Origin of the sequence: Niameybacter massiliensis, from assembly GCF_001282685.1 — a bacterium.
Classification (GTDB): Bacteria; Bacillota; Clostridia; order Lachnospirales; family Cellulosilyticaceae; genus Holtiella; species Holtiella tumoricola.
Window position 1 is genome coordinate 1,290,839 of the sequence record NZ_LN875035.1, and the last position, 21,038, is coordinate 1,311,876.

The 21,038-nt window shown below is 33.7% G+C and carries 18 protein-coding genes; 3 read left to right on the top strand and 15 right to left on the bottom strand.

Annotation, left to right across the window (positions count from 1 at the left end):
- Nucleotides 1-22: 22 nt before the first annotated feature.
- The 8 genes from BN2390_RS11620 to BN2390_RS11655 form a co-directional block, all read right to left on the bottom strand.
- Nucleotides 23-316 (bottom strand): (2Fe-2S)-binding protein, encoded by a 294-nt coding sequence (locus tag BN2390_RS11620; RefSeq protein WP_330373759.1) that lies wholly within the window; start codon nt 314-316, stop codon nt 23-25.
- 32 nt (nt 317-348) lie between these two features.
- Nucleotides 349-606: a cysteine-rich small domain-containing protein gene (locus BN2390_RS11625; RefSeq protein WP_053984518.1), complete on the bottom strand. Its 258-nt coding sequence runs from the start codon at nt 604-606 to the stop codon at nt 349-351.
- Between the two features lie 83 nt (nt 607-689).
- Nucleotides 690-2,507: an ABC transporter ATP-binding protein gene (locus tag BN2390_RS11630; protein ID WP_330373760.1), complete on the bottom strand. Its 1,818-nt coding sequence runs from the start codon at nt 2,505-2,507 to the stop codon at nt 690-692.
- 1 nt (nt 2,508) lies between these two features.
- Nucleotides 2,509-4,260: an ABC transporter ATP-binding protein gene (locus BN2390_RS11635; RefSeq protein ID WP_053984519.1), complete on the bottom strand. Its 1,752-nt coding sequence runs from the start codon at nt 4,258-4,260 to the stop codon at nt 2,509-2,511.
- A gap of 91 nt (nt 4,261-4,351) precedes the next feature.
- A complete protein-coding gene (locus BN2390_RS11640) occupies nt 4,352-4,726 on the bottom strand; it encodes a HEPN domain-containing protein (RefSeq protein WP_053984520.1) in 375 nt (124 codons plus the stop codon).
- A gap of 160 nt (nt 4,727-4,886) precedes the next feature.
- On the bottom strand, nt 4,887-6,479 hold the full coding sequence (locus tag BN2390_RS11645; protein WP_053984521.1) for a choice-of-anchor I family protein: 1,593 nt from the start codon (nt 6,477-6,479) through the stop codon (nt 4,887-4,889).
- Nucleotides 6,480-6,677: 198 nt separating this feature from the next.
- Nucleotides 6,678-7,106 carry a hypothetical protein gene (locus tag BN2390_RS11650; protein WP_053984522.1) on the bottom strand — a complete coding sequence of 143 codons (429 nt, stop codon included), beginning with the start codon at nt 7,104-7,106 and terminating at the stop codon, nt 6,678-6,680.
- 131 nt (nt 7,107-7,237) lie between these two features.
- Complete coding sequence (locus BN2390_RS11655; protein WP_053984523.1) at nt 7,238-8,182, bottom strand: helix-turn-helix transcriptional regulator; 945 nt, start codon at nt 8,180-8,182, stop codon at nt 7,238-7,240.
- A gap of 162 nt (nt 8,183-8,344) precedes the next feature.
- Between BN2390_RS11655 and BN2390_RS11660 the strand changes: the two genes are divergently transcribed.
- Entirely contained in the window at nt 8,345-10,219 is a 1,875-nt protein-coding gene (locus tag BN2390_RS11660; RefSeq protein ID WP_053984524.1) for an alpha/beta hydrolase, read from the top strand.
- Nucleotides 10,220-10,276: 57 nt separating this feature from the next.
- Here the strand turns inward: BN2390_RS11660 and BN2390_RS21715 are convergent, their stop codons facing one another.
- From BN2390_RS21715 to BN2390_RS11670, 3 genes are all read right to left on the bottom strand, one after another.
- Nucleotides 10,277-10,423: a hypothetical protein gene (locus BN2390_RS21715; protein WP_154668821.1), complete on the bottom strand. Its 147-nt coding sequence runs from the start codon at nt 10,421-10,423 to the stop codon at nt 10,277-10,279.
- 318 nt (nt 10,424-10,741) lie between these two features.
- Nucleotides 10,742-11,983 carry a metal-dependent hydrolase family protein gene (locus BN2390_RS11665; protein WP_053984525.1) on the bottom strand — a complete coding sequence of 414 codons (1,242 nt, stop codon included), beginning with the start codon at nt 11,981-11,983 and terminating at the stop codon, nt 10,742-10,744.
- A 21-nt stretch (nt 11,984-12,004) separates the two neighbouring features.
- Nucleotides 12,005-13,456, bottom strand: coding sequence for an APC family permease (locus BN2390_RS11670; RefSeq protein ID WP_053984526.1), 1,452 nt, complete (start codon nt 13,454-13,456; stop codon nt 12,005-12,007).
- Between the two features lie 322 nt (nt 13,457-13,778).
- Between BN2390_RS11670 and BN2390_RS11675 the strand changes: the two genes are divergently transcribed.
- Both BN2390_RS11675 and BN2390_RS11680 read left to right on the top strand, forming a co-directional pair.
- Nucleotides 13,779-14,492 carry a LytR/AlgR family response regulator transcription factor gene (locus BN2390_RS11675; RefSeq protein WP_053984527.1) on the top strand — a complete coding sequence of 238 codons (714 nt, stop codon included), beginning with the start codon at nt 13,779-13,781 and terminating at the stop codon, nt 14,490-14,492.
- On the top strand, nt 14,489-15,805 hold the full coding sequence (locus tag BN2390_RS11680; RefSeq protein WP_053984528.1) for a sensor histidine kinase: 1,317 nt from the start codon (nt 14,489-14,491) through the stop codon (nt 15,803-15,805). Before BN2390_RS11675 ends, BN2390_RS11680 begins: the two co-directional genes overlap by 4 nt.
- A 123-nt stretch (nt 15,806-15,928) precedes the next feature.
- On the opposite strand, the gene BN2390_RS11685 is transcribed toward BN2390_RS11680, so the two are convergent.
- The 4 genes from BN2390_RS11685 to BN2390_RS11700 form a co-directional block, all read right to left on the bottom strand.
- Nucleotides 15,929-16,741 carry a purine-nucleoside phosphorylase gene (locus BN2390_RS11685; protein WP_053984529.1) on the bottom strand — a complete coding sequence of 271 codons (813 nt, stop codon included), beginning with the start codon at nt 16,739-16,741 and terminating at the stop codon, nt 15,929-15,931.
- Between the two features lie 41 nt (nt 16,742-16,782).
- Nucleotides 16,783-17,676, bottom strand: a complete 894-nt coding sequence (locus BN2390_RS11690; protein ID WP_053984530.1) for a DUF1266 domain-containing protein — start codon at nt 17,674-17,676, stop codon at nt 16,783-16,785.
- Between the two features lie 280 nt (nt 17,677-17,956).
- Nucleotides 17,957-19,315 carry an MATE family efflux transporter gene (locus BN2390_RS11695; RefSeq protein ID WP_053984531.1) on the bottom strand — a complete coding sequence of 453 codons (1,359 nt, stop codon included), beginning with the start codon at nt 19,313-19,315 and terminating at the stop codon, nt 17,957-17,959.
- Between the two features lie 233 nt (nt 19,316-19,548).
- Nucleotides 19,549-20,910: an MATE family efflux transporter gene (locus BN2390_RS11700; RefSeq protein WP_053984532.1), complete on the bottom strand. Its 1,362-nt coding sequence runs from the start codon at nt 20,908-20,910 to the stop codon at nt 19,549-19,551.
- Nucleotides 20,911-21,038 lie beyond the last annotated feature (128 nt).

Consider the following 21,038-nt stretch of genomic DNA (forward strand, 5'->3'; position numbering starts at 1 on the left):
TTCCTTTTATTACTTTTATCTTCTAAATCTCTAAATCTTTTTCCCAACTTGCTTGTTCTAGTAACCCCTCAATACTTGAGCGGCATCTTTGGCCTCTACAAGAGCCAGCCATAGCACCCGTTGCTGCTCTTACTTTTTCCAATGTATCTGCACCATTTGCAATGGCTTCTTTAATAGCCGCGCGTGTAACTACGCGGCATGGACATGTCTTGGTTAATCTATCTTTAATTGCTTGTTCATCAATAGGACTCATAGTTATTCCTACACTTTCTGCTTTTCTTGAAGGTAGAATAACACATAAAATAATTATTATCAACTAATATCTTTTAGAAATATTTTCTGAACTTATTATTTGTTTTTTGCACGCTCTAATACAAGTTTCATTTTTTCTTGTACATACTCATAACCATTAGGTCCATGGGTTTTAGTACAGCCCATGCAGCTTTTTATACCTGATTCTAAATATGTATAGTTACCTCCGCAATCCTCTTTAAGCATATATAAAGGGCAATAACAGAATAAACAATTAAAGTCTTCTATGTTGTCTATTTTATGGCAAGGAAAATACTCACATGCTTTATTTTGAAACTTTTTATAACCTTCCATCTAGCTACCTCCTAAGTGTTAGTCTCTCTTATTTTACCCTTAGAAGACCTTATCTTGCAATCATTAGAATTTATGTCTTAATATTAAGCAAACTGAGCTTCATATAGTGAACAATAAAATCCTCTTTGTGCCATTAGGCTTTCATGTGTGCCTTGCTCTACTACATTCCCTTCTCTTACAACTAAAATAGTATCTGCATTTTGAATCGTCGAAAGGCGATGGGCAATGACAAAGCACGTTTTATTCTCCATTAATTTTCGCATAGCCTGCCCTATTTGAATTTCCGTTCTTGTATCTACATTAGAAGTTGCCTCATCTAAGATGAGCATAGGTGCATCTAATAACATCGCTCTAGCAATAGTTAGAAGCTGCTTCTGCCCTTTTGAAATATTAGCCCCTTCATCACTAATGACTGTATCATACCCTTTAGGTAGTCTTTTAATAAATGAATGAATCTTAACAGCTTTTGCGGCTTCCATAACTTCTTCTCTTGTTGCACCTTCTTTGCCATAAGCAAGATTGTCATAAATCGTTCCATGGAATAACCAAGTATCTTGTAATACCATAGCAAAAGATTTTCTAAGACTCTCACGGGTCAGGTCTGTACTTAAATGATCATCTACCAAAATCTTGCCACCTTGAATGTCATAAAGACGCATCAAAAGATTAATGAGTGTCGTCTTCCCAGCTCCTGTAGGACCTACAATGGCAATTAACTTACCTGGTTCTACCTTTAAGGAGAGGTCATGAATAATAGTTTTTCCTTCTTCATACCCAAACTGAACGTGGCTAAGCTCTACTTTCCCTTGTACCTTTTCTTCACTTCCAAGAGCTATAGCCCCTTCATGATCTTCTATTTCATTGAACTCATCTAGCAAACTAAAGATTCGTTCTGTTGCAGCTAGAGACGATTGGAGCTCACTCACAATATTAGCAGCCTCATTAATAGGCCCAGAAAACTTTCTAGAGTAGAGAATAAAAGAAGATATATTACCAATTGTCATCTTACCAGCTAAAAATAACATAGCTCCAAATACACTGATAAGAGATAAGGATAAGTTATTGATAAAGTTAACACATGGTCCTGTCATTCCACCATAGTAATCGGCTTTATAATAAGCATCTACTGCCTCTTTATTCTTCTTACCAAACTTAGCCAGTACATTCTCCTCTTGAGTATAGGCTTTTAATGTTTTTTGTCCAGATACCATCTCCTCTGTAAAGCCATTAAGTAATCCAAGCTTTGCTGATCGCTCTCTAAAGAGTGGTCTGGTCTTACTGGTAATAAACTTTGTAATGCCTATAGATAAAGGTACTGTAAAACAAAAGACTAATACTAAGCTTTTAGAAATTACCAGCATCATTGAAAGTGCACCTGTTACAGTAATGAGTGTAGTCAGCATCTGAATCAGATCACTAGATAAAGAACCATTAATCGTATCAATATCATAAGTAATACGACTGATAATATCCCCTGTTTGCCTTGTATCAAAATACCCGACTGGTAGTTGTAACAGCTTATCAAATACATCTTTTCTCATACGTTTTACTACCTTCTTACTGATGGTAATCATTAAAACAGATAACCAATAAGAAAGCATACTTGATACTAGATAAAACACTATCATCCATCCTGCATAATAAAAAACTTTATTAAACTGTACTTTTCCAACACCCACTATGGCATCTACGGCATAGCCTGAAAGCATAGGTCCAATAAGTGCCAGTAAGTTGCTTCCTACTGTTAGAATAAATGCAATGAGCAATAACCATTTATATTGCATCAAATAAAGGGTTAGCCTAATCAATGTTGCTTTTTTATCTTTTGCTTGATTCATAGCCTTTTGCCCTTTAATATTTTTGCCTCCTGCTAATTCTCCTACAAATCCACGTTGACTCATCTTAAGCTACACCTCCCATTTGCGATGCACTAATCTGTCTATAGGAATCACATTGTGTCATTAGTTCGTCATGTCTACCATAACCTATCATTCGTCCTTCTTCTAAAACAATAATATGGTCTGCTTGCATGATAGAGCTTACCCTTTGGGCTACAACAATCTTAGTGGTACGCTTAAAGTGGCTACTTAGTTCCTGGCGCAACATAGCATCTGTTTGATAATCTAATGCACTAGATGAATCATCAAGGATAAGGATTTCTGGATGGGCTGCCAATGCTCTTGCAATAAGAATTCTTTGCTTCTGTCCACCACTTAAATTAGCTCCTTTAATATCTAGAGATTCTTCTAAATTATTCGCTTTCTGCTCTACAAATTCCTTTGCTCTTGCATAAAGCAATGCTTCTTGTATTTGCTCTTCACTTAGATTTCTCCCAAGATTTAAATTTTCTAAGATTGTATCTTCAAAAATCATATCATTTTGAAAAGCGACACCAAACTTACTTCGTAACTCTCGAAGTGGAATACTTCTGATATCCCTTCCATCTATTAAAATACGCCCTTCCTTTACATCGTAAAAACGTAAAAGGAGACTGACGATTGTACTCTTTCCTGCACCTGTTCCACCCAAGATTCCTAATGTCTCTCCCGGTTTTATGTAAAAACTAATATCCTTTAAGTCCTCTTCTTCACCTTTGTTATAGGCAAAGGAAACCTTCTCAAATACTATATGATACCCCTCATTTACAGCCTTGTCTGCATCAATATTTTGATCTTCATAGTCCTTTAGAACTTCTATAACTTCCATATCATCCTCTAATGCTAAAATGGTATCAATACGGTTCGCTGAAGCAATAGCTTTTGAAAGAATGATAAACATCTTAGATATAGAAATCATCGCATTTAGGATAATTGTAAAATAGGTCATAAAAGCTAAGATTTTCCCTACTTCACTTAAGCCACTATCCACTCTAAAAGCCCCTACAATCAATACACCTACTAAGGCTAAGTTCATAATGACACTTACACTTGGGTCAATAATTGCCATGACCATTCCAGCTTTTTGTTCTTGTGCTACCACTTCATCATTAATTTTCTCAAAACGTTTCTTTTCGTAGTCTTCCTTTGACAGTGCCTTAATGACACGAATCCCACTAATATCTTCTCTAACAATTCTTACAAAATGATCAATGGATTGTTGTAACTGAGTGTACATCGGAATACTTCTTTTAGATACCTTTAGCATAATCCATACTAAAAATGGTAACGTAATAATAAGTACACAAGCAAGTACTGGATCTAATGTTAAAGTTACAATGATTCCTCCTATTAAAAGGATTGGTGCCCTTACCCCTAAGCGCTGCATTCGTCCTATCATCTGATGCACATTATAGGTATCTGTTGTTAGCCTAGACATCAGTGAAGGCTTGGTATACGTATCAATATAAGCATCTGATAAGTACATTACCTTCTTAAACAAATCATTTCTAATATGCTCTGTTGCCTCACTCGCCACTTTAGATGCCATCCTATTAGCAATAATGTTAAAAGAAACAGCTAAAAAGGAGCATACAATCATCATGAGCCCCCATAAATAAATTTTACTCTTATCCTGAATAGGAATAATTGTATCAATCATATAAGCCAATATCCATGGTAAACAAAGGTCCATAATAGAACCTACAAACTTGATGATAAAACCTATACTCATACGAAAATAATAAGGTTTCAAATAATACGATAAAATTTTTTGCATTGTTGTCTCCCTCCTTCACGGCTGTCATATTATTATTCGCATGTTTATTATTCTATCACAATTTAGAATTTAGTTTCAAATTTTACTCTATTCATTTCTCTAATTCTTTTAGCCATTTATTTAAGACTGGGTGCAATGCTTGTACAATTTCAAAATCACCTTCAAAATGAATATTATATAACGTCTCTGTATCCCAATCTTTCATCTCAATATAATGAGTGGTTACTTCCTCTGGGATCGGTAGCTCATAACCTTTACACATTTTAATAAGTGTTTTTAACTGATGTGTAAAGTTAGAGGGGAGACCGTTAACCTCTAATAAATGCTTAAGTGCTAACTCTATAATCATATGCGTATGAAAACATGCATTGACTAAATCGTCTTCATTTACCCCTTCATTCAAATATTCCATTTCTCTATTTAAAAACTTCAAATTCCGCCTTGCTAAAACCAACATACCTGTCATATGTTATCACCTACTTTAGAATTATATATTAGAAGATTATATCCTTTTTTATAAGGGGATAAACAGTTATCTTCTTTTATTCTAAATTCAATTAAAAAGAGCTGATTTCTGTATTAAAACAGAATCAGCTTTCTTTTTATTCTATGAATATTTATATGTACTATTGCACTTCTAAAATACTTACTGTACCACTTACTTCATTGGCTACAAGCACAAGAGCTTTGCCTGTTGGACTTACATTTTGTGGTACAAACTCGATACCTTCTGGTGCGCTATCTCCACCTATTGGTTGCGTAAAATCTCTTGTATTAATATAACTTTGGTATTTTGCATTGTATGGATTTGTAATATCATATACCATAATGCCACCTATTCTTTCAAGGCCCACAAAAGCATAAAATCTCCCATCAATTTCTCCTACTTTAACATCTTCTGCTTCTGGTCCTTTTTTACCACTACGATTATCAAGTTCTACTTCTTTATTTGTTGTATTGAAATATTCTGGTAAGACTTTAGCTATAATTTCTTCAAAATCACTCCCACTATCAAATACTTGTGTCATTGTCTCTGCATCCCATATAGAAAAAGACCTTGCTCCAAATAAATAGTTTTGATTTGCATCTAATCCTTCTACAACCTTGTTATCAAGACATTCTGTTTTGATTGCCTTACCTTTATCTGTTACAGCAACTTCAATTTTTTTCACATTGTTGTATTGATTCTCTTCTTTAATGTGATCCATTTCCTCTGTAGTATATTCTCTTGCATCACCTTCATTAGCAGTTACAACATAAGTTTTACCGTCTACTTCATAAGCAGCAATACCATCTGGCATATATACACCCAATGCATTTTGTGTCACAATATCAATTTTCCCATCCTTCACCATGTCTAACGCATTTTTAGGATCACTAAAATCCTTAAATCCTAATCCTTTTACAGATTCTACTTTTCTTGTTGCAAGATCAATAGTCGCAATGGCATTTGCTTCTTGTAGTGCTACATAAGCCTTCTTGCTATCTGAAGATACTGTAATATATTCTGGTTCTAGATCTTCTGATGGTTTTGCACCTTCTTTTAAAAGGACTTGATTCTCTAAAAGAAGCGCTCTTTGGGTATCGTAATCTCTGAAAGTAATAGCTTCACTTGTTGCCTTTTCAAGTCCATTACTTAAATCGATAATTGTTATAGAACCTTCTGGGTCTTCTACATCTTTTCCATACCCATTGCGTGGTTCACCTTCATTAGCTGCTAAAATATATTTACCATCTGGTGTAAATGTCACCATATCTGGTTGAACGCCTGCCTCAAAAATCTTAAGAATCTTTCCCTCATAGTCAAGGACAACAACTTTACCATTTTTATTGTATTCCTTATGTTGTACAGCTACTGCTACTAAATCTCTATCTGCTTGAATAGCAATGCTTGTAATATCTCCATATTGAAAACCAACTTCTTTAATGGCTTCTTCTAAATTAATCTCTTGTTTTTCAGCTGTCTTAGCTTGGTCTAAGACGCTCTCTAATGAAACAATCTCTATTGTACTTGTCTTTCCGTTAATAAGATAAAACTTATTATTATCTGGATTAAATTTTATAATTTCTGCTATACCACCATCTTCACTTTGATAGCCTGTTGCATAGTTCCCAATAGCTTCTAATGTTAATCCTCTATCTACTGTTGTGGCAAAAATAGGTGTTACCAAACATTGAGCCATCATAAGGATCGCCAGTGATTTTTTAATAAGTTTCATATCTTTCTCCTTCAAATCATTCATTTTTCATTTATTTTACTTATCATGCATTAGGGACAGCTTAAATTCATGTAAAATTTATGTTAATCCCAATTTTTCTCATATATAGTAATAAGCCACCCTAGTGCAATCTTTATATCCTAAATAGGATAAGATTGTTCTAAGGCGGCTTATGATGCCTATTATTTATACTCTATCTCATATTTGTCGCTCTTTAAGTTTATTCAATGCTTCTAAAAACGCTTGGTCTTGCTTATAATCAATATACATTAAGCAAGAGACAGACTGCCCTTCTTCAATAAGTCTTGTAGCAATACGGGCATGGTCTTCTAGATTCTTAACTTCCATTTTAAATTTTAAATCTAGATGTCTCTTCTCTCCTTGAAACCATACGGTATCTCCTTCCGCAGGAATGACCACCTCTACATCCTTTTGTGTATGACTTTCTGTAATACTACCAAATTTACTTTTTGTAAAAGCTATGTCGCCTTCTTGATAACGGCTGTATTCTTCAATATGTGCCAAGATCTTTTCTGCATCTTGTCTCATACTACGAAATGCATCTTCCTCATAAAAATAATAAATTGATAAATAATCTAATATAAATTTCTCACCTTGTATGTCCATATTTCAACCGTCCTCCTCATATGCTAAACATATTTAGTGTTGACAGTTACTTTGTAATGTATGTATTAATCTATAGGATTATAAACTCTACATTCTTCTATCTTGAAGTATCTATCACCTGATTATCTCATTTATTCCTGTAATACCAAAAGCTTTTTATATTCTAAAATAGCTCCATCAATGATTTTAATTGTTTCTTCATCTGAATAATAAGATTCAAGTGAATCTCTTCTTCCTTGTTTTACAGCAATAATGCTCCTCGCTTGATTCTTATATTCTTTAGGCGTACACCCACAATACTTAGCAAATGCTTGGTTCAAATACCTATAATCCGAAAATCCACATTGATAACATACATCTACAAGTTTCATATTAGTGGTTAAAATTAGCTGCCTCGCGTGGTTAAAGCGCACCAAAGTTAGGTACTCTTGGAAACTATAGTTAATATTATCTTTTATAAAGTGTGATAAAAAAGATATCGAAAGTCCTTCTTGCTTGGCAATATCTTGAAGATTTATTTTCTCTGAGTAATGTTCTTCGATGTAATTAATAATTCGATTTAAACGCTTACTTTTCTTACATGTTAAAAGATATTCCTTCTCACTAATCTCATAATGTGCATATTTACTTAATAAATCAAAATATATGATATTTACAAAACTAGCACATTGTATTTCATAATAGGTTGGTTTTTGAAAATAGATTTTTCCTAATCCTAAAAAAGTTAAAATAAGAAAGTAATGCTTGATTCTATAGGAACAATGATCAGAAAAAATGACATGTTTCATATTTGGAAAATATCCCTCAAAGTACTCAGGCAAAAGTTGTAAACATAAGAAAGTTGTACATTGCTCTCTTGAAATAATCTCATGCCCTACATTCCCATTTAAAATAATAATGTCACCTGGTTGAAATTGATATTTTTCATGATTAATCACCACCCATGGTTCTCCTTTTATGACAAGTAAAATTTCTGTTTCTGGATGGAAGTGAGGTGCACGATATGCTACGTCTAACAAAAATATTTTCATGTTTTTTATGTTTGGATGGTGAATAACTTCAAGTTCATGTTTCATAGATGCTCCTTCCTTTTTTATCACAACAAGATTATCATATATATTAAACAAATTTATCATAGTTAATTAGTCTTTTTTTATTTATAATACATTACACAATCATATAAAAGCAACACAAATGTATGAATTGATTTATTTTCAAACTGAAGGGGGAACACTTATATGAACACTAAATCAAATCAAAAAAAACGATTTAAACACGGATTAACACTTTCTATTGTATTTACCTTTATGTGTCTAATTACCGCACATCTTGTTCTAAGTGATTTTGGGAAGATTAAAATTGAAACAACAACTGTACAGACTCGTTCTGGACATAATATAAGCCTACGTGTTTATAGTCCAAAAACTGCTACTTCAGAAAGCAAAGCACCTGCTATTGTTTTTGCTCATGGACTTTCTACCACTAAAGAGTGCTATTCTCAATATGCTACAGAACTGGCACGCCGTGGCTTTGTAGTTGTAACACCTGATATGTTAAATCATGGTGGCTCAGATATTGCACCCGAATTTACTTACTTTGCTGATCCAAATGCCGATGGATATGGTGTATACGCTGGAGTACGTTACGTTGCTACCCTAGATTATGTTGATAAAACTCAAATAGGTGTGGCTGGTCACTCTATGGGAGGAAATGCCACTAATCTTTGTATTACTCTAGATAATGAAAGTGAAACTCCACTTATCTCTGCAGCATACCTTGTAGCAAGTAACCCTACATTCAAAGATTCTGAAGGTAACTGGATAAATGTATACGGTGACCGTAGTGTAGGCCTTTACTATACTACCCTTGACCATGTATATTTTAGTACTATGACAGAACAAGGACCAACATCTGCACAACAATTTTTAAGTACAGATGAAGCTAAATCTTTTGTAAGTTTTGGACAAGCACCTTCTCTCTTTGAAGGTAAGGAAGTTATTCCTGGCCATACATATGCAACTAACATGGACGGCAAACAAGTCATTCGTCGCATCAATAAAGCAGATGAAATTCATCCCTTGCCACAAGGTGGTAGCGGTGGTGTAGCGGCTGTTGTTGACTTCTTCCAAGAAGTGTTTGTAGCACCAAACTATAAACTAGGTGCTATGCAAGTCTGGAAAGTATTTAGTATAGCTTCTATACTTGCTTTATTGGGCGCAATTGGAATTTGTATCTTTACTATTAATACTTTAACAAAAACAAAATTCTTCAATAGCTTACGCTCTTCTGATGCAAAAGCATTACGCCCTGCTCCAAACAAAACAGGTAAGATATGGTTCTGGGTATTAACACTTGCTAACTGTGGTTTTGCCTTCTTGAGTATTTCACTCATCTTCAACAAAGGCTTTGGCTACTTTGTAACCAATCAATTACCACAACAAGTATCTAATACTTATGCTCTTTGGGCATGTGCTAATGGTTTATTCATGTTGATTACATCTTTTGGCTCTTACTATCTCTATGGTAAAAAGCAAGGTGAAACGCTTACAGGATGGGGGGTTAAAATCAACTTTAAAGACCTTTTAAAATCTATCTTACTTGCAATTATTGGTTTTATAGTTGTTATCATCATCGTTTATATTGCAGCTTATGTATTCCAAATGGATTTACGTTTCTACCTATGGGGTATGCGTGATATGCGATTCGACCACTTATACTTATTCTTCACCTATTTGCCATTCTACTTAGTATTTGGTATTGCAGCAAGTATTGCAATCAATTCTGCTTACTATGCAAAAATAGGTACTGAACCAACATGGGCAAATGATTTATTCTTTGCTTTTATGAACATTATTCCTGCCTTTGTTATTACATTTATTGGCTACTACCTATTCGCTAAGACTGGATTCAAACCAAATGTATTTGGTTCACCATTTACATTTACTTATACTATTAATGCTATTCCTGTCTTTCCTGTAGCTATTATCGTACTACGTCGTATTTTCAAGCACTGTAACAATCCTTATATTCCAGGAATTACAGTTGGATGTTTACTAGCATACATGCAAGTATCTTCAGTTTTCACATGCCATACTTTTATGTTTATGGGCTAATATAACGAGGTACACCATAGTATCTAATCAAAAAGTCAGCTATGAACTATAAAATGTTCATAGCTGACTTTTACTTTTAATGCTCCTTGTTTTCTTATCCCTTTCCCTATGATGTTTCAAAAGCAGTGGATGAACTTCTCCATCAATATTTCTAATATAATTTGCTTTTTTAACAGTAATAAGTTGTAAATTACGTGTTAGCAAAATAATTACTCCCCCTAAACCAATTATAATCGCCCACATAGTAGTTGTTATGCTATTTACGTCTAGCGCAAATAAGTAGAAGATAAGTTCATTTCTATCAACTACTAGCTCAACTTATACACCTCTTTCTCTCTTCTAACGATATAGTCGTCCATTATTGGGTATCAAAAAAAGATTAGAATGGCTTATCTTTTAAAGTTTCTAAGTACTTTATGCAGTACAATATCTATGTCTGCTCATGATAAATCTCATTCTAATCTTCTAAATTTATTTATTTATTTTTAAACTATAACTAAAGTACACTCTCTTCTTTATAAATTATTTTTTTATAAAGTCTCCTTCTTTCATAATCATTTCCATGTTGTCTACATCAATGGCACGAATATTTTCTAGAGGATTTCCATTAATAACCAAAATATCTGCGAATTTACCTGCTTCAACTGTTCCTGTAATATCACCTACATTTAACATTTCAGCCCCTACTTTAGTTGCTGCAACAAGTGTATCCATTTCTGAAATACCTGCTTTTTCTACGAATGAATACATCTCACCAATAGCTGTAATACCATAAGGTGTTAAGCTAGAACAGAAAGAGTCAGAACCAATGGTAAGCCCAATACCTTTGCCTTTTGCTTTTCTTAAGTTTGCATACACACGATTAAGTTCTTTTTCTGCTACTGTTGCACCTTCATATTGATCATGTACTTCTGGGATATAAGGAGGTGCATAAGTTTTGAACCATTCATTTAAGAACTGAATAGTTGGGCAGAAGTAGATTCCTTTTTCAGCCATAATGTCTAGACATTCATCATTTAAAGTTTGACCATGGATAATAAGATGTACACCAGCTTTAGCAGAATCTAAGGCACCGCCATAACCTTCTGCATGTGACCATACTGGAATGCCTACCATGTTACATTCATCTACAACTGCTTGAATTTCTTCCAATGTATAATGTTGATCTAATTTTTTATCCCATCTCCAGATACCGCCACCTGTTGACCAAATTTTGATAGCATCTGGGCTTTCTCTGAGTCTTCTTCTTACTGCTTTACGTAAATCCCAAGGACCATCTACACGTTCTGCCCATGGATGAGATTGGTCATTATACCAAGATGGTAATCTATGTGAATCACCATGTCCACAAGTACGTGCAAAGCCTAATCCTGTTCCTACAATACGAGGTCCTTTCATAACCCCAGCTTCAACCATATTACGGATATGTAACCCTGAACGTGAGATTTCACCAACAGTAGTTAATCCTCTTTCTAAACATTCTTTTGCTTGTTGTACAGCAACAACTGTTTTTTGAATAGGATCTTCTAGTACCCAATCACTATCATCATCTGTCAAGTTTCCGCTAAAATGAAGATGTGTATCAATTAATCCTGGCATAATCGTTTTACCAGCAATATCTACCTTTTTATAGTCATCTCCAAAGGCTTTCATTTCTCCTGCATATTCTATTTTCTTATCTTCTATTAATACTAAAGAATTTTTAATAGGTGCTTTACCTGTACCATCAATTAAAAGACCATTTACAAATGCTATTTTTTTCATTGTTGACCCCCTAAATTTATTTTATTTATTTAAAGAATAGCCATTAGAGCTACTTCTTTTCTTAGTTGAAATAAGCTTAAGTACTATACCAATTGCAATCCAGCCTAAAACAATAATCCATTCTACAGCATTTAATGCTGCTGGACTTGCTGGAATAACCATAAGTGCTACGATAAGAGAACCACATAAACAAGCTGCCCCAATACCAATCTTTCCACCTGGTACTTTATAAGGTCTTGGAAGATCTGGTTCTGTTTTTCTCATTCTTAAGCAAGCAAAACTTACCATTGTACATGAGAATATAAATGCAAGCGCTGAAACATTAGTTAATGGCACTAACATTTTCTTACCAAGGAATGGCCCAAGAATGGTAAGTGCTGCAATTAAATAATTGGCTGTAGTTGGTGTGCCCTTTTCAGGATCTACCTTTGCAAAAGACTCTGGTAATTGTTTTTTACGTCCCATTGCAAGTAGAATACGTGTTGTTGCGCCGTAGAAAGAATTCATAGGCCCCATTGGCCCGAGTGTTGCGATACAAAGCATCACAATATATAAAATCATGTTAATACCTTTTAAACAAGCAAGTGCTGGTACTGTGTTTTGTACAAAGTCTGACCAAGGAATAATGGTACCAAATGAATAAATACAAACCATATAAAATCCACCAGCTGCGAGTAGAGCAAGCCCTATAATCTTGCCAAATCTATTCCAATCCAATCCTTCTGCTGCTTCTTCTGCTTGTTGTGGAATGGTATCAAATCCCGCATAGAAGAAAGGTGTCATAACTAATACAGAAATAATCCCTGCAAATAAACTGGTTGCTGTTGTACTTGAAGTCGCTCCATCTACTTGTGCAAATATTGGTGTAATATTGCTAGGTCCACCTTTAATAAAAGAGATTCCCATTGCTAATACCATACCGCATAATAATGCTTTAGTAAGAAACGCTTGTAATTTAGCTGCAGAAGATGCTCCTTTAAAGTTCAACCAAATAACATACCCTGCAAAACAAAGTGCTATAATCGTTGGGAATAAGTATACATCTGCCCCAAGAATGGTATATAGCTTAACCGAACGTAAAATAGGGAAAAATTCTCCAAACATGTCTGAGACTAATGTAGAGATTGCAATAGCTTCCCAAGGGCAAAGAATACCATTTCCTAGCGCTAGCAACCAACCTGTAATATAAGAAGCATTACTTCCAAAAGTTCGGTCTACATACTCTACGATTCCCCCTGAAATAGGAATAGCTGCTGTTAATTCTCCAAATACGGCTCCTATTGGTAGTAAGAAAATTGCTCCAATAAGAAATGCAATCATTGCGGCTACAGGACCTCCGCCAATAATCATCCAGTCACCAACTAATAAAACCCATCCTGTACCGATAATCGCCCCAAATCCTATAGTAAAAAAATTCCATAGTGAAAGCGTTTTTTTCATGCCTACACCTTCTGATGGCTTTATCTTTTCCATCGTTTCATATCCTCCCCTACAAATATTTTATTTTAAATCACTAAATTTATTAGTAAAAACACACTTACAAAAGGTCTTTTTCTTTTTATATTTTTGTGTATTTTTACTCGTGACTATAGTCTACTCTTTCTTTTTTTTATTTCAACAGAAGTTACATAAAGTAGACTTTTGATGTCAAAATCGGGATTTTCTTTTAAATGCACATGAGCACTTACTTTATCAGATTCTTCCTGATTTGTATTGTAAATTACAAAAATATGTTGTAAAATTCCTATCATATAACGACTGATAGAGTTGATCTTACATTTGGGGAGGGGTTACTGTGTTTTATATTGCCTTATGTGATGATAATTCATATGACTTAGAGCTAACATCTGAATATATACATGAGTTAAAAAAGGAACATTGGCAAATTGAAGATATATACATAAATAATGGAATAGAACTTGCAGAAATGAGTAAGAACGGCCGACGCTTTGACCTTATCGTTTTAGATATGTGTATGGAACCTATAGATGGTATTGAAACCGCCCGTATTATTCGTCAATATGATCCTGAAGTTCCCATTATCATTCTTACGTCTTCTGTAGAATATGCTATTGACGGATACAAAGTCAATGCACTACGTTATCTTATCAAACCTGTTAATAAAGAAGAGTTTCTTAACTTAATAAAAGAAACTCTTTTTAAAATTTCAAGACATAACAAAAAGTATTTTATATTTACGAACGAAGATGGATTAAATAAAATCGCACTAGACAATATTTATTACTTTGAGTCCAATATACGTACTATTTATTTAATAGCTAAAGACGGAACCTTTACTTTTACAGGCAAAATCAGTGAGGTTGAAGAACAACTTAAAAATGTAGGGTTTGTACGTACACACAAAAGCTATATTGTTAATTTAAAACATGTTTCGAATATTTTTAAGGAATCAATTATATTAGAAAATAAAAAAGAGATTTTATTAAGTAAACATAAAAGAAAAGAAGTTGCCAAACAGCTTTTAGAGTATATGGAGTATGCTTTATGACCATTACGCTTCAAGACTTTTTCACCTATTTCTTTTTATCTATAGCTGAAACCATCATCCTACATCAACTTTTGGTATCTTTTTTAAATAAAAATACCCTTATTTTTGAAAAGTACTTTGTAGGATTATTTGGCTATTTTATTTTTCAAATGATTACATACTTTATAGGCTGTCCTTTATTTTCTACTGCTATTTACTATTTCATCTTTACAAGCATTATCGCTACAATCTTCTTTATGGATAGTACTGAAATTAAGATTATTGCATCTTCATTGTTTGTTATGCTCAATTACTCCTGTAAGATCTTTGGTGTCCTTGTCGCTACATTAACCCATAATCTTACACTTTCTATACTGCCTAGTCAGATGATTTTAAATGCTAAAGCTGAAATTATAGCTTGTATATTCTTTTTAATTTGTGTGCGTATTATTATTTATTGTCGTCATTTAAGGCTTAAAAATAATTTAATCACTTATAGTATTATTATTTGTATCTTTCCTGCAGCTGTCCTTTTTTTAGCAACTAGGCTTTTTCTACATCGTCTAACAGTATTTAATCTTACGTTTTATTTTGAAATAGGATGTTTATTATTTTTTACTTCCCTCGCACTTTTTTACCTATTGGATAAAACTGTTGTGATTAAAGAAAGTAGTGAAAAATCTGCACTGATGGAAAATCTTATGCACATTCAAGAGCAATACTATAGTAAATTAGAGGATTCCCAAAAAGAAATCGCCTCTATGCGTCATGATATGAAAAATCATCTAGGATGTATCCAGTCTATGTTAGAGAGTGATCACTACGATGAGGCAAAAGATTATATTACTGATCTCTATGCAAAAAGTACTCATCTTTCCTCTCCTGTACAAAGTGGGAATGTAATGGTAGATATTATTCTTAATCAAAGCCTGTCAAAAATGTCTAGCCATAATATCACCTGTCAAGTGAATGCAATTCTCCCTCCTACACTCCCTATTAATAACCTAGACCTATGTATTCTTTTAGGAAATCTCCTTGATAATGCATTAGAAGCCTGTAATCGAATGGAAGGTTCTTCCGAAGAACGTTTTATAACCTTGGATATATGTACAAAAAAAGAAATGTTATATATTCGTGTTGCTAACTCCTTTGATGGTATCGTTAATGTGACCAACAACATTTATCACACTGTAAAAAAGGGACAATACATATGTGGTATAGGACTCTCTAACATCCATAAAGTTGTTAATAAATATCATGGAGAAATGGACATTTGCTATACTGATGAAATTTTCACTGTTTCTACACTGCTTGGATTAGATTCTAATGCTTAGAAGTTACTTACACCTTAAGACTTACTCCAAAATACAAGCCACCCTAAGAATAATCTTTATACTATCAAAGATCATTCTTAGGGTGGCTTATTATCTTTTTATTATTATAGGCTTATCTTCAAATTAGATAACAGCAATCATCTCTTCAACCCATTTGCATAAGTTGACAGAAGCTTTTTGCGCTGTTTCCACAACACGTTGGTGAGAGTGTTTACATTGTTGGATCCCTGTTGCCATGTTGGTAATACATGATATACCAAGTACATCCATACCTAAGTAGTTAGCAACAATTGTTTCTGGAACAGTAGACATACCAATGGCATCTGCTCCCATACCACCATACGCTCTAATCTCAGCAGCTGTTTCATAGTAAGGTCCCATAAATCCTGCATAAACACCTTCTTTGTATTCAATGCCTAATTGCGTTGCAACTTCTTTAGCCTTTGCAATAAGATCTAATTTATAAGGCTCAGACATATCTGGGAATCTTGGGCCAAAACGTTCATCATTTTTACCCATAAGTGGATTATCACCCATTAAATTGATAAAATCTGTAATCAGCATTAATGTACCTGGGCTAAACTCTGTATTGATTCCACCACAGGCATTTGTTACGATAATTTTTTCAACACCAAGCTGTTTCATCATATAAACTGGATAAGTAACTTCTTTCATTGTATAGCCTTCATAATAATGGAAGCGCCCTTGCATAAGAAGAACCTCTACACCATTAATCTTACCAAACGCTAATTTCCCTGCATGACCTTCTACTGTAGATTGAGGAAAATTAGGGATATCTGAGTAATCTATGCTCTTAATATCTTCTACGATATTTACAAGATCACCAAGACCTGATCCTAAGATAACAGCTATTTTAGGTTGATTGCTTACTTTTGATTGAACATATTGTACTGATTCCATAACTTTATCGTACATATTAAAAGCCTCCTTGAAGTTGGTTTATTAGATTTACCTTATTATATAGTATTTAAATCTTTATTAAAATAATCATTTTCAATTAACACTCTAATACCATTAGCTCTCTCATTTATACTTACAGGTCCAAAGACTACTTTGTTTTCGTAAAAATAGCATACACCAATTAAATAATCTATAATAAACTCTTCTATTGATTTAAACTCCTCGTTAATGAGGCTATAAAGTTCTTCTTTAAATCTATCAAACTCTTCTATACTTATTAAATCACACGTCAGTGCTTCCCTTAATAATAAAATTGCTCGTTGAAGGTTAAAAGCAGCTATATGCTTTGAGCTTTTCTTATCTTTGATACTATCAAATTGTAGATGATTTTTCTTTAATATTTTTTCAAACCATTGATTTTGTTTTATATTAAATTCAGTAGTTGTAAAATTGTTTTGATCCATTAACTGTTGTACTGTTTCAAAGAGACCTTTTTTATCTTCTATCTCCCAACTCGCTCCAAGTGAAGCAAGAATTGTTTCTTTTTCATCTTTACTTTCATAATCTCGTACTTCTAAGCAATTGATAAATCCTTTTTTACTTTTTTCTTCTTGATTATGTTTATCTATGTTAGCCTCAGTAATCGAATATAATGCGCCAACTTTAACTAAAAATTGAGTGGTTTTATCTGTACATTTAAAATGAATATTTCTGTTGAGTGCTTTTTCATATGAAATAGAACTTGCTTTCCAAATAAATTTTACACACACTACAGCTATCCATCTTACACAATTAATAATAAGTACAATTAAGAACACGCCAATAACTAGATTAATAAGTTTGTCTCCTCCAATAGCTGCAAAAAACGGTCTAACACAAAATAAAATTGCTACAATGATAGCTGAGAGGATTGTCCTCCCTACATGTTGTTTAAATGTTTTTCCATACATACTCATATTCCTTTCTATTCATCAATTAATAATAGGATTTATCTACTATTAATTTTATTTATAGGTCTATTTATAATATACCCCTACAAATTATATACTCTAATACAATATTTTTAAATATTATTTTTTTACTTTTCAATATATCATTCTACATTAAAAATTTTTAGCCTTTTTACCACTTAACTTTTTTTCATAACTAAATTTTCAAATAAAATACCTTACAAAAAGCTCGTAAGTTATTATTTAATAACTTACGAGCTTACTTTTATTACTTAGTCGACTATATTCTTATTTCATCTTCTTTATCCATCTCCTGCTCTATCTTACGCATCTTCATAAAGTAGACGATAACAAGAGGTACAGCAGCGGCAATCCAAGCGGCAGGGTCCGCTAAACAAATTCCCACGAAGCCAATAACTGCTGGTAAAGTGTAAGCAACCACTGCACGTGCCACTAGCTCAAATACACCTGCCATCATCGGTATAAAGGATTCTCCCATACCTTGAAGTGCATTACGATAAACAAAGATAAGTCCTAGTGGTATAAAGAATGCTGCCGCATAGTTTAAGACTTGACTTGCATAACCTATTACCTCTTGGCTAGGATTCTCAAGGAATAAGCCTATAAGTGACTTTCCAAAAAGAAGTAATACACTACTTGATAGTATACTGGTAATAATAGATATAAAAGTTATTGTCTTAACACCTTCACGAATACGATGATATAGTCCTGCACCTAGATTTTGTCCTACAAATGTAGCTGTGGACACGCCATATGTGACTAATGGCTGCATGACTAACTGAATGACCTTGGATGCCGCTATGTAAGCTGCCATAACACTTGATCCAAAAATATTGATGGCACTTTGAAGGGTCATAATTCCAATGGCTGTGATAGAAAACTGTAATGCCATAGGAAGTCCAATACAAAAATGTGTGCGGTAGTAACTTGCTGGCACTTTGAAATCTTCTTTTTTGAGTTTTAATAAATGGAACTTCTTATAACTATAGACAAGACAAAGTATTGCTGCTAAACCTTGAGCGATATTGGTCGCATGGGCCGCTCCTGCTACTCCCATATCAAAGTTTACAATAAAAACCAAGTCTAAAACAATGTTTACAACAGAAGCTAAAATCAAGAAATACAAAGGTGTTTTACTATCCCCTAGCGCGCGTAAAATCCCTGCAGACATATTATAAAATGATTGTGTAAAAATCCCCGCATAGATAATCGTAATATACGTATCTGCATATCCAAATACATTCTCGGGTGTATTCATAAGCTTTAAAAGTGGTGTTTTTAAAGCTAGCATCACTATTGTTACTACAATGGTGAGAATGACTGTAAGTGTTATATTACTCGCAATTGCTTTTTTTACACTATCCTCATCTTTTGCGCCAAACCGTTGAGCAACCATAACCGAAAACCCACTGGTCAGTCCCAATAAAAATCCATTAACCAAGAAGAACATCGAGCCTGTTGAGCCTACTGCTGCTAATGCCTCTTCTCCTAAAAATTTCCCTACAATGATGGTATCTACCATACTATAAAGTTGTTGAAAGACATTTCCAATAAGTAATGGGATTGAAAACCATATAAATAACTTAAAAGGCTTGCCTTGTGTCATATCATTTGTCATATTAATGCTCTCCTTACTTTTTAAACATCCTTCATTATAATCTATTCCTTGTCTTTTGACGATATAAATTTCTCTTTAAATCATTCCATTAAGTATATTCTACTTAAAGTTTACAAAAAAAATTCCTCCACATCTATTTCATTATGTGGAAGAATTTTTCTTATTTTTTATTTAGGTCTTCTATCCTTAGGATATCTTGTTATGTCTTTAAAATAATTGATTAATAGCTAAGACTATAATATTTTTGTATTACCCTCTACAGCCATTCTCTGCTCTACTTTACGCATTTTAATAAAGTAAACAATGATAAGTGGTGTGGCTGCTGCAATCCATGCTGCCGGGTCTGCTAAACAGATCCCTGTAAAGCCAATAAGAGTTGGCAATGTGTAGGCAACAACTGCACGAGCTACCAGTTCAAGCATCCCCGCCATCATCGGTATAAAGGACTGTCCCATGGCTTGAAGGGCATTTCGGTAAACGAAAATAAGTCCTAAAGGTATAAAGAATATCCCTGCATAGTTTAAAACTTGAGTTGCATAACCTATTACTTCTTGACTAGGGTTGTCAAGGAAGAATGCTACAAGTGTTTTACCAAAAATAAATAGTACGGCACTTGCTAGTATACTTGTACCAATAGATATAAAGGTAATCGTTCTGACCCCTTCACGAATACGATGATATAATCCTGCTCCTAGATTTTGTCCTACGAATGTTGCTGTAGATACACCATAAGTTACTACTGGTTGCATAACGAGCTGAATAACTTTGGATGCTGCTGTATAGGCAGCCATAACACTTGATCCAAAAATATTAATCGCACTCTGAAGTGTCATAACCCCAATGGCTGTAATAGAAAACTGTAATGCCATTGGAAGTCCAATACAAAAATGTGTACGGTAGTAACTTGCCGGTACTTTAAAATCTTCTTTTTTGAGTTTTAATAAATGGAATTTTCTATAACTATAAACAAGACAGAGTACTGCTGCTAACCCTTGAGCGATATTCGTTGCATAAGCTGCGCCTGCTACACCCATATCTAAATTCACAATAAATACTAAGTCTAATACAATATTTACTATAGAAGCTATAATAAGGAAATAAAGTGGTGTTTTACTATCACCTAAGGCACGTAAAATCCCTGCAGACATGTTATAAAATGCCTGAGTAAAGATTCCCGCATAAATAATCGTAATATATGTATTTGCATAGTTAAAAACATTATCTGGTGTATTCATAAGCTTTAAAAGTGGTGTTTTTAACAAAAGCATAACCACTGTCACGATAAAGGTTACAATTACAGTCAATGTAATATTACTAGCAATGGCTTTTTTTACACTCTCTTCATCCTTGGCACCAAACCGTTGAGCAACCATAACGGAGAACCCACTGGTAAGTCCTAATAAAAAGCCATTAACTAAGAAGAACATAGACCCTGTTGAGCCTACTGCTGCTAGCGCTTCTTCTCCTAAGAATTTCCCTACAATAATGGTATCTACCATACTGTAAAGTTGTTGAAAGACATTTCCAATAAGTAATGGGATTGAAAACCATATAAATAACTTAAAAGGCTTGCCTTGTGTCATATCATTTGTCATATTAATACTCTCCTTACTTTTTTAAACCATCCTACATTATAGCCCATTCATTATCTTTTGGCGATGTCTTTTCTTATACTATTCTTGTACAAAATATTTTTTTATTTCAACTTCTTTATAATGTGCTG